At 36.9% G+C, this 17,153-nt stretch carries 16 protein-coding genes; 10 read left to right on the top strand and 6 right to left on the bottom strand.

Features of this window, described 5'->3' with window-relative positions; all coding sequences use genetic code 11:
* Positions 1 to 128: 128 nt before the first annotated feature.
* Complete coding sequence (locus BM390_RS05820) at positions 129 to 1,085, bottom strand: peptidylprolyl isomerase (protein WP_062322325.1); 957 nt, start codon at positions 1,083 to 1,085, stop codon at positions 129 to 131.
* A 275-nt stretch (positions 1,086 to 1,360) separates the two neighbouring features.
* Positions 1,361 to 1,855, bottom strand: a complete 495-nt coding sequence (locus BM390_RS05815; RefSeq protein ID WP_062322322.1) for a GbsR/MarR family transcriptional regulator — start codon at positions 1,853 to 1,855, stop codon at positions 1,361 to 1,363.
* A 344-nt stretch (positions 1,856 to 2,199) separates the two neighbouring features.
* Between BM390_RS05815 and BM390_RS05810 the strand changes: the two genes are divergently transcribed.
* From BM390_RS05810 to BM390_RS05800, 3 genes are all read left to right on the top strand, one after another.
* On the top strand, positions 2,200 to 3,396 hold the full coding sequence (locus BM390_RS05810) for a quaternary amine ABC transporter ATP-binding protein (RefSeq protein ID WP_062322320.1): 1,197 nt from the start codon (positions 2,200 to 2,202) through the stop codon (positions 3,394 to 3,396).
* Positions 3,389 to 4,228, top strand: coding sequence for an ABC transporter permease (locus BM390_RS05805; protein ID WP_089853315.1), 840 nt, complete (start codon positions 3,389 to 3,391; stop codon positions 4,226 to 4,228). The genes BM390_RS05810 and BM390_RS05805 overlap by 8 nt, the downstream gene beginning before the upstream one ends.
* A 141-nt stretch (positions 4,229 to 4,369) precedes the next feature.
* Positions 4,370 to 5,284 (top strand): glycine betaine ABC transporter substrate-binding protein, encoded by a 915-nt coding sequence (locus tag BM390_RS05800; protein ID WP_062322318.1) that lies wholly within the window; start codon positions 4,370 to 4,372, stop codon positions 5,282 to 5,284.
* A gap of 138 nt (positions 5,285 to 5,422) precedes the next feature.
* Here BM390_RS05800 and BM390_RS05795 read toward each other — a convergent pair whose 3' ends face one another.
* From BM390_RS05795 to BM390_RS05785, 3 genes are all read right to left on the bottom strand, one after another.
* Positions 5,423 to 5,779, bottom strand: coding sequence for a YtxH domain-containing protein (locus tag BM390_RS05795; RefSeq protein ID WP_089853311.1), 357 nt, complete (start codon positions 5,777 to 5,779; stop codon positions 5,423 to 5,425).
* A 150-nt stretch (positions 5,780 to 5,929) separates the two neighbouring features.
* Complete coding sequence (locus BM390_RS05790) at positions 5,930 to 6,448, bottom strand: tryptophan transporter (protein WP_089853308.1); 519 nt, start codon at positions 6,446 to 6,448, stop codon at positions 5,930 to 5,932.
* A gap of 106 nt (positions 6,449 to 6,554) precedes the next feature.
* Positions 6,555 to 6,983 (bottom strand): HIT family protein, encoded by a 429-nt coding sequence (locus tag BM390_RS05785; RefSeq protein WP_062322316.1) that lies wholly within the window; start codon positions 6,981 to 6,983, stop codon positions 6,555 to 6,557.
* A gap of 92 nt (positions 6,984 to 7,075) precedes the next feature.
* On the opposite strand from BM390_RS05785, the gene BM390_RS05780 reads away from it, so the two are divergent.
* The 3 genes from BM390_RS05780 (at position 7,076) to BM390_RS05770 (ending at position 10,773) form a co-directional block, all read left to right on the top strand.
* The gene (locus tag BM390_RS05780; RefSeq protein ID WP_089853304.1) at positions 7,076 to 7,822 is read left to right on the top strand and encodes an ABC transporter ATP-binding protein; all 747 of its coding nucleotides are present in this window, start codon (positions 7,076 to 7,078) and stop codon (positions 7,820 to 7,822) included.
* Positions 7,815 to 9,029 (top strand): ABC transporter permease, encoded by a 1,215-nt coding sequence (locus tag BM390_RS05775; protein ID WP_177220638.1) that lies wholly within the window; start codon positions 7,815 to 7,817, stop codon positions 9,027 to 9,029. The genes BM390_RS05780 and BM390_RS05775 overlap by 8 nt, the downstream gene beginning before the upstream one ends.
* A 424-nt stretch (positions 9,030 to 9,453) precedes the next feature.
* On the top strand, positions 9,454 to 10,773 hold the full coding sequence (locus BM390_RS05770; protein WP_062322312.1) for a hypothetical protein: 1,320 nt from the start codon (positions 9,454 to 9,456) through the stop codon (positions 10,771 to 10,773).
* 142 nt (positions 10,774 to 10,915) lie between these two features.
* On the opposite strand, the gene BM390_RS05765 is transcribed toward BM390_RS05770, so the two are convergent.
* Complete coding sequence (locus BM390_RS05765) at positions 10,916 to 12,076, bottom strand: M20 metallopeptidase family protein (protein ID WP_281289033.1); 1,161 nt, start codon at positions 12,074 to 12,076, stop codon at positions 10,916 to 10,918.
* 145 nt (positions 12,077 to 12,221) lie between these two features.
* Between BM390_RS05765 and liaF the strand changes: the two genes are divergently transcribed.
* The 4 genes from liaF to lplA all read left to right on the top strand — a co-directional run bounded on the left by liaF (position 12,222) and on the right by lplA (position 17,122).
* Positions 12,222 to 12,968, top strand: a complete 747-nt coding sequence (gene liaF, locus BM390_RS05760; RefSeq protein WP_062321845.1) for a cell wall-active antibiotics response protein LiaF — start codon at positions 12,222 to 12,224, stop codon at positions 12,966 to 12,968.
* Positions 12,969 to 13,052: 84 nt separating this feature from the next.
* Complete coding sequence (locus BM390_RS05755; protein WP_089853295.1) at positions 13,053 to 15,281, top strand: transglycosylase domain-containing protein; 2,229 nt, start codon at positions 13,053 to 13,055, stop codon at positions 15,279 to 15,281.
* A gap of 41 nt (positions 15,282 to 15,322) precedes the next feature.
* A complete protein-coding gene (locus tag BM390_RS05750; protein WP_062321851.1) occupies positions 15,323 to 16,057 on the top strand; it encodes an MBL fold metallo-hydrolase in 735 nt (244 codons plus the stop codon).
* Between the two features lie 69 nt (positions 16,058 to 16,126).
* On the top strand, positions 16,127 to 17,122 hold the full coding sequence (lplA, locus tag BM390_RS05745; RefSeq protein WP_062321853.1) for a lipoate--protein ligase: 996 nt from the start codon (positions 16,127 to 16,129) through the stop codon (positions 17,120 to 17,122).
* The last annotated feature ends 31 nt before the right edge of the window (positions 17,123 to 17,153 follow it).

The following is a 17,153-nucleotide window of genomic DNA, read 5'->3' as shown; positions in this document are numbered from 1 at the left end:
ATATCATCAGTCAAATTTTAATTCTGTAAGAAAGATAGATAATTAGAACCTAACCACGATGACTCAATATAAAAGAAAAACACTTACAGAGAGAGATCTCTGTAAGTGTCTGTAGTAAAAAAGAGTAATTATTCGGCTGATTCATCCGTTGTATCGTCTGTCTCTTCGGTGTCAGCATCAGCATCTTCTTCAATATCTAAATCTTCTTCTAAGTCAGCTGCAGGATCTTCAAAGACAAAAGTATCTTCAAACTCTTCGATTTTTACATCGATATCTGCATCTTTAAGTAATTGCATGATTTTTTCTTGCGCTTGAGTAGAATCAACTTTTGTTGTCGCAATTTCTGACTCTAATTGTTCGCGTACATCTTCTAATGCTTCCACATCACTTTCAACTGGACGCTTATCCGTTACGTAGATGATGTGATAACCATATTCAGATTGAACAGGTTCACTGATATCACCAATTTCTAATTCGTAAGCTTTGTCCTCAAATGCAGGTACCATTTGACCACGTGAGAAGTAACCAACAGAACCGCCTTCAGCAGCAGAACCAGAATCGGTTGAATATTCTTCAGCTAAGGCAGCAAAGTCTTCACCACTTGTGGCACGTTCGTATAATTCATTAGCTAATTCTTCATCTTCAACTAAGATATGAGAAGCTTGTACTTCATTAATCATACGGTTGTATTGTGTTTCAATTTCCTCATCTGTTACTTCTACACCATCAGCAAGTGCTTTTTGTTGAAGCATTTGCATCCGTAATTGTTCTTCAAAAGCAGCTTCAGAGGCAATACCTTGTTGTTGAAGTAACATTTCAAACATGTCACCATATTGTTCACGGTACATATTCATTTGATCTTCAATGGCAGACTCATCAATCTCATATTTTGATTCTAAAATTGTCTTTAGTACCATATTTTGAAGAACGCTCTCACCGGCAGTTGCTTTTAATTCTTCGTAAAAAGCATCCTTTGTAATATTACCTTCGTTTGTTTCAACGACTACCTCAGCGTCATCTCCAGAACAAGCGCTAAGTCCGATGAGACTTGCCGTAATTGTGGCAACCATAACTAACTTTTTCATTAAACACACTCCTACTTTAAATTATAAGACGTTCTGTCTTGTTTTTGTTTACCTTAGTTAATATATCATATTTTTGTCTTAAAAAAGAGGTGGAATCGTAAATTCCTCTATTTTTACATATTTTTTTCACGATTGTGTAAACGTGACCAAAGACTTCTACTATTAAACTTTCTGCTATCAAATGCTCTTGCGAGCTGTTTGACATGTGAAGGATCACTTGTTTTAGCTAGAAAAGAAGCTATCTAACACAGTAAGGTTAGACAACTTCTTAATTTTCAAGATATACGATCGTCATCATTGATTTCTTGACAGGTTGTTTTTAACTGGATAAAAGCTTTCTCAAGATGTTTGTGAAAAATGAGCATCTGTTTGACTTTTGTTTCAATTAACTCACCTTGAGGTCTGTCTGAAATTTTTTTCTCTATAGAAGATAAACTTTGTTTTTGCATCGATGTGTGACTTAACCATTTATCAAGATAATAATGCATAAACCGCTGAAATAAATCATCGGTTGTCGTATATAAATCTTTTCTTACACCTTTTTTCCATACTTGATTAACTAAATTTAAATCAGATAAATTTCTTATCCCAGTATTAACAGATGTTTTGCTTTTACCTGTTGTTTGGCTCATTTCATCAAGTGTCATCGGTTGATGGTTTAGAAAAAGGATCGTAAACAGTCTAGAATCGCTCGGAGAGAGATCAAAAAGCTCGAGTGTTTTTGAAAACTCATTAATGACATCATCAGTTAAATAAGATTCAGGCTGCATATGTGAGCTCCTTTCTATTGTAAGAATAAATTAAACCTAATATAAGCTTACATAAATTTCAAAGATAATGGAAATGATAAATTGGATAGTATTACGGAGTATTATGGAGTATTTCTAAGTAAAAGTTTTAATTTGTTTGTACAGTTTAAACTGTATGTAAAATATATTCGAATACTACGGTTTTTGCCGGTTGAACTATTGACTCATTCTAAGGTAAGCTATTAGAGTACTGTATTACGGCAAAAAACATCTAATCCGTTTAAAAGCTGTGTTAACGGGAATTGAAAAGTGAATGTATGAGTATTGACTCATGAGCTTTGTAATTATAAAAGAGGGGTGAGGTTATGCCAGTTATTGAGGTTAAAGGTCTATCGAAAGTTTTTGGTAAGAATGTTAAAGACTCTTTAAAGTTACTGGATGAAGGTAAGAAAAAAGAAGAAATTCTCCAAGCAACAGGTGATACTGTCGGTGTGAATCGTGCGTCATTTGAAGTTAATCAAGGAGAAGTATTTGTTATTATGGGACTTTCAGGAAGTGGTAAATCCACATTGATCCGTTTGATTAATCGTTTGATTGAACCTACTGAAGGTAGCGTAATGGTTGATGGAGAAGATCTAGCACAAATGGATAAAGAGAATCTTCGTCGTGTCCGTCGTGAAAAATTAAGTATGGTATTCCAAAACTTTGGTTTATTCCCATTCCGTACAATCTTAGAAAATGCGGAATACGGTCTAGAAGTACAAGGAATTCCAAAAGAAGAGCGGGCAGAAAAAGCGAAAAGTGCACTTGAAATGGTTGGTTTAGGTAGTTATGTTGATCAATATCCTAATCAATTATCAGGTGGGATGCAACAACGTGTTGGTTTAGCACGAGCATTAGCCAATGATCCAGAAATACTCTTAATGGATGAAGCTTTCTCAGCACTTGATCCATTAATTAGAAAAGATATGCAAGATGAATTGTTAGAATTACAAGACTCCATGCATAAAACGATTATCTTTATCACACACGATTTAGATGAAGCGTTACGTATTGGTGACCGCATTGCTCTTATGAAAGACGGTTCTATTGTACAAATTGGTACACCAGAAGATATTCTGACAAACCCAGCGAATGAGTATGTAGAGCGTTTCGTAGAAGATGTTGATCGTTCAAAAGTCTTAACCGCAGCACATATTATGCACCGTCCTGAAACAGTGAATATTGATAAGCATGGTCCGCGTGTGGCCTTAGAGCGTATGCGTGAGGAAGGGTTATCAAGTATTTATGTTGTTGACGGTCATCGTAACCTTAAAGGTTATGTGACGGCTGACGACGCATCTGATGCGCGTAAGAAAGAAATTAAAGATCTTAATGAAATTTTACGTACGGATGTACCAAAAGTACCACTTGATAAGCCCATGCAAGAAATTATTGAAATTATTTATGACACACCTGTACCAATCGCAGTTGTTGATGGTGAGAAGTTAAAAGGGATCATTATTAGAGGGTCATTCCTTGCGGCACTTGCAGGTGAAGGAGAGGTGAAGTCTAATGTTTGATTTTATTCCAGAAATTCCAGTAGCTGATTGGGTTGATGATTTAACTGAGTGGATTGTAGAAACATTTGCATTTATTTTTGATCCACTTAAGAATGAGTTCGGTGACTTTATAGAATGGATTGCTGATTTACTTGGAGCTATTCCACCGATTATTATTATGGTGCTCGTCGTTGTTGGTGCGTTCTTTATCACAGGGAAAAAGTTCGGTTTAGCTGCTTTCTCTCTTGTCGGTTTAATCTTCATTGAAAACCAAGGCTTATGGACAGAGCTTATGTCAACATTCACACTTGTCTTAATGGCTAGTTTACTCTCTGTCATTGTTGGTGTACCTGTTGGTATTTTAATGTCTAAAAGTAAAGTCGCAGAAGCTATTATCTTACCAATTCTTGACTTCATGCAAACAATGCCAGCATTTGTCTATTTGATTCCTGCCGTTGCTTTCTTCAGTATCGGTATGGTACCGGGGATCTTTGCCTCACTCATCTTTGCGACACCACCAACTGTTCGTTTTACGAACTTAGGTATTCGCCAAGTGTCGACAGAACTTAAAGAGGCAGCTGAAGCATTTGGTTCAACCGGTGCTCAAAAGTTGTTTAAATTAGAACTTCCTATGGCAAAGGGAACGATCATGGCTGGTATTAACCAAACGGTTATGTTAGCCTTGTCTATGGTTGTTATTGCATCAATGATTGGAGCACCTGGTTTGGGTAACCCGGTAGTATCAGCCCTACAACGTGCACAGGCTGGTGCTGGTTTTGTAGCCGGTATTTCCATCGTTATTTTAGCGATTATCATGGACCGTTACACTCAAAGTATTTACAAGAAGAAATAAGTAAACAATTTAAGTTTTGTATAGAGTTATGAATAAGTGAGTTGACATCCGCAAGGATCTCATTCACTTGAATAGAGTTAATAACTTTTTCAGTGTGACTGGAAAGTTGTTATAGATAAAAATTAAAAGGAGGACGATTGAATGTTTAAAAAGTCATGGAAACATGTTGGTTTAATGTTAGTTTTAGCTTTAACACTTGTACTTGCTGCATGTGGTGAAGAGGATAGTGCTGGTGATGATACAGCAAATGAAGGTGAAGGTAATTTAGGTAACAAGGAAATTGAATTAGTCTATGTAGAATGGGATTCAGAAATTGCCTCTACAAACGTTATTGCTCAGGTATTAGAAGAAAAGGGTTATGACGTCAATATTCGCGGTATTGATAATGCGATTATGTGGGAAGCTGTAGCTAATGGTGATGCTGACGGTATGGTAGCGGCATGGTTACCAGCAACTCATGGTGATCTTTATGAACAACATAAAGATAATATGGTAGGATTAGGGCCAAACTTAGAAGGCGCTAAAATCGGTCTTGTCGTTCCAACTTATATGGAAGATGTTAATTCAATTGCTGATTTAGCAGATTACACAGATGAATTTGGTGGCGAAATTACTGGTATTGAACCAGGTGCTGGTGTTGTACAAGCAGCTGAACAATCTTTAGAAGATTATAGTTTAGCTGATTGGACAGTTGCAACGTCATCAAGTGGTGCAATGACAACTGTTTTAGGTCAAAAATATGATAATGAAGAAGCGGTTGTTGTCACTGGTTGGACGCCACACTGGAAGTTCGCTTCATATGACCTCAAATATTTAGAAGATCCTGAAGGTTCATTTGGTGGTGCTGAAACGATTGAAACATTCGTACGCGAAGGTTTTGAAGCAGATAGCCCAGCAGCATATGAAGTACTTGATAACTTCTTCTGGGAGCCAGCTGATATGGAGACAGTCATGTTAGAAATGTCAGAAGGTACTGATCCTGAAGATGCTGCAGCAAACTGGATTGAAAATAACCGTGATAAAGTTGATGCATGGTTAGAAACTTCTGCAGAATAATAAAAATCAAGTGATATATTATCATAGTTAGTAACAAGGTACGCTTACATCTTTATGTGGGCGTACCTTGTTTGTGTGCGTATTAAAAAGACGATAGCAATTATTATAATCACTATCGTCAAGTTAGGTTGTATAATATTAAGAGAGTTGTGTTTCTTGTTCGAGTTCTTGTAGGCGTGCTTCAATTTCTTTAAGGTAATGTTCGATATTGTCTTGATGTGGCTTAATCGTTTGTTGCCACTGCTCAATCGAGCCTTTCATGTCTTTTGATAAATCTTTAATCAGTTCGGCACCTTCTTTTGATGTCGCAATAATCTGGTCAGATAACAACTTGCCGTTTACTTTCGCTTTTTCAATAGCTTCTTTTACTTCGTTTGCTTGTGATTTAAAATGCTCACGTGTATCTTTTCCTGAACGCGGTGCGTTAAGTAGTGTGACACCAGCACCTACAGCACTCCCGACCACTAGACCTAACGCTAATGATTTAGCTTTCATTCATCCCACTCCTTTTTTCTTATCTTCTTATTATCTTCTCGTAATTTGTCTAAGTCAAACCTAAAAAACACAAAAAACTTTGAAAAAAGCTAAAATAAATCCCCTTAACATTAAATGCTAAAGGGATTAATGTGTGCATGTTTAACTACTCTAAGCAAATGACATTTGTGACCGTTGTAAGATTGATTTAACAATCGGGTACAGAATAATCGTAAAAACGACATTAAACAATGTAGCAGGTAAGACGACCGCTACAAATAGTGCGATAAATGACCCGGGCATTTGACCAATGACGAAAAGGGCCATCGCTAGAAAAACTGAACCACTTACAATTGTGCCAAGTGCGGCTAATATGGGGGCGATAATTTTTTTGTCTAGTTGTTTAGGTACTAACATGAATAAGCCAAAGAATACAAATGCCGTAATAGGTTTTTCAACTAAATTTGAAATCTGACCACCTGGGACAGTCGTTGTTAAGGCTGAAATAACTCCAGTTGCAATACTAAGCACAAGGACATAATTCGCTTTAGGGAAAATCAGAATACCTAAGAACATCATGGGTAACATAATGTCTGGCTTCATTCCAAATAATATGGGTGGTGCAATAATATGAAGCACAGCCCCAATCCCCATAAATAATGCGAGTAATACTAAATCTTTTGTCTTCATCCTAATCTCTCCTCTTCTAAGCTAAACTGTCGTATTCCATTTGTGTCCTCATGACCAAATGCGAATAGTTTTACCCATTATAACATATGCTAGTAGAATGTAAAGTCTAAATATTCTCACTAATTGTCTGAGCGATGGCTGAACGCTCGTCATTTGTGTAATCATCATTATGTGTGATCCACTTCGCATCAAATCCATCGGATTCATCATAACGCGGAATCAAGTGGATATGTAAGTGGAAGACTGATTGCCCGGCAAATTCGCCCGTGTTACTTAAAACGTTCATCCCGATGGGGTTAAAGGCTTTCTCAATTGCACGTGCTACTTTCGGTACACGCGCGAATAATGTGCTTGCCACGTCTTCTTTTGTTTCATAAATGTTTTTTACGTGTGTCTTTGGTACAATGAGTGTGTGGCCTTTTGTTACTTGACTAATATCAAGAAAGGCAAAGACGTCTTCATCTTCGTAAACTTTTGCTGACGGGATCTCACCGTCAATAATTTTACAAAAAATACAGTTTGGATCATGTGTCATAGACTGTCACTCCTTTTTTATTTTAGTGTATCATGATTAATTAAGGAAAAGCAAAGAAGAAAGAGGAAGCAGATGAAAGGGAGGAAAAATGCGTGTCTGATTTATTACATATTGACCACTTGATAGGTGGTTATACCAAAAAAAATGTGTTGAACGATGTGTCATTTAAAGTAAATAAAGGTGAGCTAGTAGGGCTCATTGGGTTAAACGGTGCGGGTAAGAGTACAACGATTAAACACATTATTGGTTTGATGGAACCAAGAAAAGGTAAGGTAGCGCTAGGAAATGTCACGCTACAAGAAGATGAAGAAAAGTATCGTAAAGCCTTTACCTATATACCTGAAATGCCTTTACTATATGATGAATTAACCCTGAGGGAACATTTGAAATTAACGGCTATGGCTTATGGGCTGGATGAGCAAACATTTAATGAGCGAGTATCCCCTCTATTAAAAGCCTTTCGCTTGGAACGTGAAATCGATTGGTTTCCGATTCACTTTTCTAAAGGAATGAAACAAAAAGTGATGATTCTTTGTGCCTTCTTAGTGGAACCGGATCTTTATATTGTTGATGAACCATTTGTTGGCTTAGATCCACTTGCTATTCAAGCTTTTCTAGAGCTGATGGTCAAAGAAAAGGAGCGCGGTGCTGGTATTTTAATGTCGACGCATATCCTTGCCACAGCGGAACGTTACTGTGACCGGTTTATTATTCTTCATAACGGAGAGGTTAAAGCGGAAGGGACATTAAATGAATTACAAAATCAATTAAACATGCCGAATCAAACGCTTGATGATATTTACATCATGTTGACGAAAGAAGATGTTGTCAATGGATAGCCAGCAATTGTTTAAAGAGCGCTTTACTGCACACATAAAGCATGTGATGCGGTATGCACAGTATATATTAAATGGCCATATTGCGATTGCCCTTATCTTTTTAGTCGTTGCTTTTGCGGTTATTTACCAACAGTTTTTATTAGACTTACCAGAAGCTTTTCCAGTTAGTTTAGTGATGAGTATATTATTTTCACTCGTGATTTTATATAACCCGATTCAAACATTTACTAAACAAGCAGACTTAGTCTTTTTACTGCCTGCGATTGAATCATTGAAAGGATTCTTTTATCGAGGACTTGTCTATAGTTTCTTTTTTCAAAGCTACCTGATGATTATGATTCTTGCTGCGCTTAGTCCTTTATATCATGCTCGATTCACATCAGGAAACTATCTGTTCATTATTTTTCTGTTTCTTATTTTTAAATTATGGCATTTTCTTATGCGTTGGGCTAGTTTACGGTTACGTGATCAAACATTTCTATTTTATACAAAAATGGGGTTGTTTATTGTTCAAACCTTTGTCTGGTACAGTTACTTTAAAAACTGGACAATGATGTTTATTATCGGTGTGATTGGTTTGTTTTTAATTCTCAGTTATCTGTTACATCGTGGATTTAATCATAGTTTGGCACTTGATCAATTAATTACGAATGATCAACATCGACTCGAGCGCTTTTATCGTTTAGCCAGTCTATTTACGGATGTAAGAGAATTGAGTACGCGAGTGAAAAAACGTCGATTGTTATCGCGGATGTTAACCTCACGTGTGATGCTTAAACAGAGTGAGACCTATACGTATCTTTACCGACTTACCTTTAGCCGAAGTGAGGATTACTTAGGTTTGTCTAGCCGTCTAGTCGTAATCGGTGGGATTGCTTTAGCTGCAATTGACCAACCTATATTAAGTTTTGGGGTGGGGGTATTATTTATCTACCTGATTGGGATTCAACTTCTACCACTTTTTTCGCATCACGATACGAAGTTGTGGCTTATGTTGTATCCTGTCAACAAACAAGAGAAGATGCGGACTTTTCTTCAACTGCTTACAGCGTTACTGAGTATTGTTGTACTTATGTTTACATCAACTTTAATGTTCCGGTTAACGGTACTTGATGGACTATTATTTCTAGTGCTCGCCAGTGTTTTCTCCTATGGATTTGTATGGATTTATGCGAAAAGCAAAGTGAGTGCTGTTAAGGGTTCTTAAGCAGCTTTTTTAAAAGGCGTATTTAAAACAGGGGATAGTATAGCGAAAAGGGTTATTGTTATGTTTTATTCTATCGCAAAAATTGAGTCTCATATTTGTATTTGTAAGGTAAATGTGCTATCCCTAAAGCAGTGTGTGTGGTAGTCCAGTGCAGCTAGTTGTTTTCCATTGTAAATATATCGCTTGTATAAAGAAGATCTGTAATTAGATGAGGAAATAAGTTATGAAAATAACATTATAGTGAGGCAGTATTATATGTGGATGTGACAACTTGGTATGTCAATACAAAAATATACAACCATCGACAAAATACATCTATATACATATGTGGATATATTTAGGGTGATTAAAGGGGCTTCAGTCTTTCCAGATTAGAAGATCGAATAGGTTTACTATTAAATATTTTTAACAAGGAGAAAAAATGATGTCAAAAAAATTAGAAATGATTAGTAAAATAATAATTATCATCATTACATTGGTTGTTATTTCCAACTCAGTTAATTATACTTTTGCATCTTCTAGCCTAACACTTCCACCATTAAAACCTGAATCATTTCGAATCGGTTTAATAGACTCATCCATAGGTGATTCATCCGTTGGTACAGCATTATCGAAGGGAATAAGAGCAGGAGATCAATCAATACAAGAGTTAAGTTTAGAAACTAATAGTATTCCTGAAGATATTGACTCAGTATGGATATCTAAAAAGGATCTAATAAAAGCTAATGCTAAACATTTATTTAAAGAAGCGAAAAAGTATAAAAAACCTTTTTATATTTATGGTGATGGACTAAATATAAAAGAAGTCAGTGATGCTTTAGGAGCTGAAATTGATTTAGATGTCAGGTTTAGTTCAGGAGATAAAGAGAACGTTAACGAAACATCTAATCTTGATATGATGGGTTATAAATTTGAGAATGAAAAAATAATCCCCTCATTCATCTTGTCAATAAACACAGAGAAACAGCTAAATAAAGAAAAACAACAATATGATTTAGAAGGATTAAAAAAGCACGCAAGATATTACGACATTAAAATTAATCGAGAAAGACAACAAAAAACTTCATCCAATTTTCTCTCACCAACTGTTATTAATGCGGCTGGAATGAATGTAAATCTTCCCTCATCTTTTAAACAAGTGTATACTTGGGACGTAACAGTTTATAATTGGGTTGAAGTGAGTTCGGGTAATTATAAACGTGCCTCTACCTATCATGTTTATGAAGTTTATAAAGATGATACACCTAGTAACCCTGACTATAAAAGTTATGCAACTTTTCGATTGGATGCAGTACATTTAGATTCATTTCAAGAATTTCACTCTCGTAATGTGCTTTATGCACAAAATGGTGGAGTGATTACAAAAAATTATGAACCTGAAAATACATCATTTGATGGTAGCACAAGTATAAGTCTTGGTTGGCCAGTTTCGGCAAGTTTAACTTTTAACACCCAAGATCCTGTTGATATATACAATTCTTCAATTGATTGGCAAAATGATAAGCATTCTTTTTATGTCAATGATAATGAGTTGTTTGATACTAGGTTAAGACCAGGTGATGTATGGGTAGCAAATCTAGGTTATCATATACCTCAAAATGCGACTTGGCATGAGTGGGGTAATAAAATGTCCCATAAAAAAGAAGGCGTATGGAGCGGAGCAAATCCATCCGAGTATAAGAATAAATCTAAATCTTATTATAGGACTTCTGGAGATTATGTATATTGGCGGCTATCAAGGTAATCTAATAATATAAACGGTGATTGATAGAATGAGATAGCTAATGCTAAGTATGTGATCATCAATCATTTGAAATTTTAAAAAACTTAACCAACAATAATGCTGACTTTTTTATGTGTCATCATTATTGTTGGTTTTTTGTCTGCTAATTAAACGATGCGATAATAGCAAGGAAAGTGTTACTAGCAATTCTCATCGCTTGTTCATTAAAATCAAACTTTGGATGGTGATGGGGATAAAATGGACCGTCTGTTCTTGCGCCCGTGAAGAAAAAAGCGCCTGGTTTTTCTAATAAGTAATAACTAAAGTCTTCACCTGTCATCGATGGACGAGTGAAAGAAGCATCTGTTACACCTGGTATTTCTTTAGCAATATCAATGACACGCTTAGCTTCAGCTTCATGATTAACAACCGGCGGGTAACCTTTCATATAATCAAAATCAATCGTAATACCATAACGTGATTCAAATGATTCAATAATCGCTGTCATTTCTTGAATGATTTGTGTTTGAACTTCCGGAGAAAATGTTCGGACAGTGCCTTCTAGCGTCGCTTTTCCAGCAATGATATTAAACGCGTCCCCAGCTTCAAATTTACCAATACTTAAAACCGCTGTATCTAACGGATCAATCCGGCGACTGACAATCGTTTGGCATTCACTGACGAGGGCACTCGCAATTACGACAGCATCTTTGGTGTCATGTGGCATCGCCCCGTGACCACCTACGCCATTGACCTCAATTGTAAAGCGGTCAGCACCTGCCATAAAGTCCCCCGTTGTTGTGTGAATTGTCCCAACCGGTAAGCTTGCCCAAAGGTGTGTCCCAAAAACATAATCCACCCCTTCAAGTGCGCCGTCTTTAATCATTGGCGCCGCACCTCCCGGTGCAACCTCTTCAGCGGGTTGATGAATCAACACAACGTTACCCGATAAACCCTGTTTTTGTTGATGCAAGATTTTTGCCGTGACAAGCAGTGTCGCAGTATGACCATCATGACCGCAGGCATGCATCACACCGGGGACAGTTGATTTGTAGGGGGTGTCTTTTTGATCTTGAATCGGTAAAGCATCAAAATCAGCTCTTAAGGCAATCGTTTTACCCGGCTTTGTTCCTTTAATTGTCGCAACGATCCCATGGCCTCCGATATGTCGTTTATAGTCGATGCCTAACTGGTCATAGTAGTGACAAATATAATCGGCTGTTTTTGCTTCATGAAATGATAATTCTGGATGTTGATGTAAGTAACGTCTGATGTTAATCATTTCGTTATAGTCTGTGTCCGACACATAATTATTTATTGTCATTTTACTCATCCTCATATATGTTTTTGCCATTATAACATAACTCATTATTATGATGTATGATCCACTTCAGGTATTGTTTTTCATTCGTATCGGTTTCATTTATAATGAAGAAAGCAGGTATTATAAAAAGAAATGGGTGAAGGAAATGTCAAACGTATTAAAAACAGTCATGGCACTTATGATTATTTTATTTGGTGGCGTATTGTTATTAGAGAATCTTGATGTGTATACGTTCAATCTTGATGATGTGTTTCCGTATCTTTTAGCGGGATTTTTATTGCTGGTAGGTCTCTACTTATTTATCAAAGGTTTGCAAGGATTTAGTGGTCTATTTACCGGCGTTTTCCTCGCGGTTTACGGTGCGCTTGTTTTACTGGGTCAACAAAACATCATTGACTTTGAATTTGATGATGTGTTTGATTTATGGCCACTGATTCTCATCTTTATTGGCTTATCTTTACTTGGTGTGACGGCTAAAGTAAAAGAAAAAATGTGGAAACGAAAAGCTAAGCAACAAAGACAAAGACCAAATCAAGTGAAGTATTCTATTGGGGAGAATCAGCAAACTGGACAGTGGCATGTGAAGCCGACGCATCGGTCTAATTTATTTGGGCAACAGTCATTTGATTTTACTGATGCGATTCTTGACGAAGGTGAAACACCTTTTACCTTGAATGGTTTAGCAGGAGAGATCGTGATTATATTACCTGATACATTAGCCGTTAATTTGTATGCAGAAGTAAAGGCAGGAGAAATTTTGTTGTTCCAACAAAAAACAGAAGGCATTAATAAAGAAATGGTTTATGAGACAGATGATTATAATCAGTCTACACATAAATTAAAGCTTGATATCCGTTTAACATCAGGTTCTATTCGAATTATTCAAGCCTAATGATTAGGCCGTTCTGCTTTCGTCTTTGACATTGGTATAATATAATCGATAGTAGCGTCAAAGAAAGCGATAAGGAGCGACACCATGAGAAACAGTCAAGAAGTTAAACGATTCATGATTCAAATGAAAAATTATATAAGGAACGGTTTTAATAAAGGGTGGCAGTCTTTATCAAAGCACCGCTGGCTTAAATATCTTACACTTAGTATCGCGTCAGTGATCTTATTAAGTAGCATCGGCTTTTTCTTCATCATTTATGGTGGGGGATTGATTGTCGATGAGAAAGAGATGGTGTTGCCCGCAACGACGACCGTTGTCACAGAAGACGGAACATATGCGGGTAGATTATATACTGAAAATCGTTTATTAACACCGTTATCAGATGTACCAGACCATGTATTAACGGCTTTCATTGCGACAGAAGATGAGCGTTTTTATTCCCATGCGGGTGTTGATTTTAGGTCCGTCTTACGGGCGGTTTATAAAGATATTGTTGCACTAGATAAAGTCGAAGGGGCCAGTACCATTACGCAACAGTTGAGTAAAAATTTATTCTTAACGAATGATCAATCATGGATGCGTAAAACAAAAGAAGTGATGGCTTCGATGTATTTGGAGCGGAATTACAGTAAGAACGACATTTTAGAATTGTATTTGAACCAACTGTATTTTGCCCATGGTGTGTACGGAATTGAAACAGCTAGTCAATATTTCTTTAGTAAATCTGTGAGTGACCTAACCGTTACAGAAGGTGCACTACTTGCAGGTATGATTAAGGGTCCTAATATTTATTCGCCATATATAAGTGAAGAGAATGCTGTAGCAAGACGTAATGTGGTGTTAAACCAAATGCATCGAGTCGGCTATTTAGAAACAGAGGAGTTACTCCAACTTCAAGGTCAAGGACTAGGTGTGACGCCTCAACCTGAAGCGGCACCTGCTTATATTGATGATTACCTTGAGGTGGTTATTCAAGAAATTGAATCAACGTATAATATTACTCGGGATGAATTACAGCGTGGTGGTTATCGTGTCACCGTCCACATGGACCCATTGATGCAAAAGAAAGCTTACGAGCATGTGAATCAGTCTAATTATTACGAAGCATCAAATGATGAGGTAGAGGCAAGTGTTGTCATTGTGGATAAAGAAACGGCTGGTTTAAAAGCAGTTATTGGTGGCCGTCATTATACGATAGGTCAAAGTCACCACCAAGCACTCACTAAGCATCAACCTGGTTCAACCATTAAACCGCTAGCCGTGTATACACCTGCTTTAGAAAATGGATATCATCCCTATACATTGTTAACTGATGAACAAAAAGATTTTAATGGGTATATCGTGAGAAATGCCAATAATGAATATGTTGGGGATATACCATTAGTAGATGCTTTAGCCGAATCTAAAAATACGACGGCCGTGTCGTTATTAAACGATATAGGTATTGATACAGGAAAAAGTTATTTGGATCAGCTTAACTTATCCACGAAAGATGATGGATTAGCTATTGCCTTAGGTGGTTTATCAAGTGGATATACACCGATTCAGATGGCAACAGCGTATAATACGTATTTGAATGAAGGGATTTATCGTGATAGCTCGGCCGTGATGTCTATCTCTGATCGTAACGGTGTAGAGATGACTTCAGCAGAAGGAGAAGAGGCGCGGGTGTTTGAAAAACAGTCAGCGTGGTATACGTTAAATATGCTTGAAAGAGTTGTGACGGATGGCACGGCTAGTCGCTATGACTACTCAGGAGCTTTAGCAGGAAAAACAGGATCAACGCAGCATGACTCTGTAGAAGGCGCGACCAAAGATGCCTGGTTTGTTGGATTAACACCCGAATTTACAATCTCTACTTGGATAGGTTTTGATCAGAGTGATGAGGAGCATTATTTAACAAAAGGCAGTTCTCAGGCCGTTCATCTAACAAAAGCGCTGCTGTCAGATATTAACCAAATGGATAATATAAAGCATGCCTTTGATCGTCCAAGTGGGGTAGAGGATTTGCCGGCGCCTATCACATTGCCAGAAATCACTGATTTAAACGCTTCCTTTAGCTTAGGTGGATTTAATTTATTTAGAGCAGAACTAACGTGGTCAACACCTTCAGACGAACGCATTATTTATCATGTTTATGAAGTCACTGAAGATGGTAAAAAACTCATTGGTAAAACAGCTGGTGAAGGCTCTTATACGATTAGACAGCCATCTATTTTACAAATGACCCGTTACTATGTCGAACCAATTAATCCTTTGACGAATCAAGCGGGAACATTATCAAATCCAGCGATGTTGTCGTTATTTGATTAATGATTCAGTAAATTCAATTGTATAAGAAAGGGGAATGATTTATGAAAGTAACAGTCGTAGGTTTTTGGGGAGCTTATCCAGAAGAAAATGAAGCGACATCTAGTTACCTTATTGAAAAAGATGGTTTTAAATTATTACTTGATTGTGGCAGTGGGGCGCTGAGTCAGTTACCTAAATATGTTGATCCATATGATTTAGATGCCGTTATACTAACGCATTATCATAATGATCACATCGCAGATATCGGGGTATTACAATATCATATGCTTGTACAAAATGGTATTAGACAGCAAGAAAAATCATTGCCAATTTATGGTCACGCATTTGACCAAGACCAGTTTTTCCGCCTGACTCATAATTTTACAAAAGGGCATACCTATGATCCTATCGTTCCACTTGAGCTAGGACCTTTTACGATTAGTTTCTTCGAAACAGATCATCCGGTTACTTGCTTTGCGATGCGTATATCTGATAGAGAGAGCACCTTTGTCTTTACAGCTGACTCTAGCTATAAAGAAGGTTTGATTTCGTTTAGTGATGATGCAGATTTACTAATTACAGATTGTAATTTTTATGAGGGACAAGACGGGTCAAAAGCAGGTCATATGAACAGTAAGGAATGTGCAATGATTGCCGAAAAAGCGCATGTTAAACAACTTGTCTTATCGCACCATCCACACTTTGGTGATAGAAGCGAGTTAGTATCAGAAGCAGAAAAGTATTTCCGGGGAAATACTCAGCTGGCTAAGTCAGGATTAACCTTTCATCTTGGTTGATATTTACAATCATTTCTTTTAATATAGGTGATGAATTAAAATGAAATATAGTATTTAGGGGGAAATAATGTGAAATTTATAGATAATGAAGGTATCACGGATCCGTACATCAACTTGGCGATTGAAGAGTATGTATTAAATAACTTTGGGGAGAAGGATACATACTTGCTCTTCTATATTAATAAGCCATCTATTATTATAGGTCGAAATCAAAACTCTATAGAAGAAATCAATACAAAGTATGTCGACGAAAATAACATTAAAGTTGTACGTCGCTTATCTGGTGGCGGGGCTGTCTATCATGATGAAGGTAATTTAAACTTTAGTTTTATTACTAAAGATGACGGTGAAAGCTTTCATAACTTTCAGAAGTTTACGGAGCCCGTTGTTAAAGCTCTACATGATTTAGATGTACCGGCTGAACTAAGTGGACGAAATGATTTAGTCGTAGGTGGGCGTAAAATTTCAGGTAATGCTCAGTTTACGACAAAAGGTCGCATGTTTAGTCATGGAACACTTATGTTTAACTCAGAGATTGAAAATGTTGTCGCAGCACTTAATGTAAGTGAAGAGAAAATTAAATCTAAAGGAATTAAGTCGATCCGCAGCCGTGTGGCGAATATTGCAGAGTTCCTTGATCGTGACATGACAATGGAAGAATTTAAAACGCACCTATTGCAACATTTGTTTGATGTTGATGATCTTAAGGATGTACCAAAGTATAAGTTAACGGATGAAGATTGGGAAAAAATTCATGAAATATCTAAAGCTCGTTATCAGAATTGGGATTGGAACTTTGGAAAGTCGCCTAAGTTTGATATTCGTAAATCACATAAGTTCCCAGCGGGGTTAGTTGATGTTCGAATGGATGTTTCTAAAGGACAAATTAAGAGTTGTAAAATCTATGGTGACTTTTTCGGCGTTGGCGATGTTACAGTAATAGAGGAAGCATTAATCGATACACGTTATCAAAAGGAAGCTATTGAAAAAGCACTTGATGAAATTGATGTGCCACATTATCTAGGTAAAATTTCTAAGGAAGATTTAATTGAATTAATCTATTAAAATTAAGTAGGTAGCCAAAAGAACTAATAGG

Source organism: Halolactibacillus miurensis (assembly GCF_900116255.1).
Classification (GTDB): domain Bacteria; phylum Bacillota; class Bacilli; order Bacillales; family Amphibacillaceae; genus Halolactibacillus; species Halolactibacillus miurensis.
This window is presented reverse-complemented; position numbering and strand designations above follow the sequence as displayed.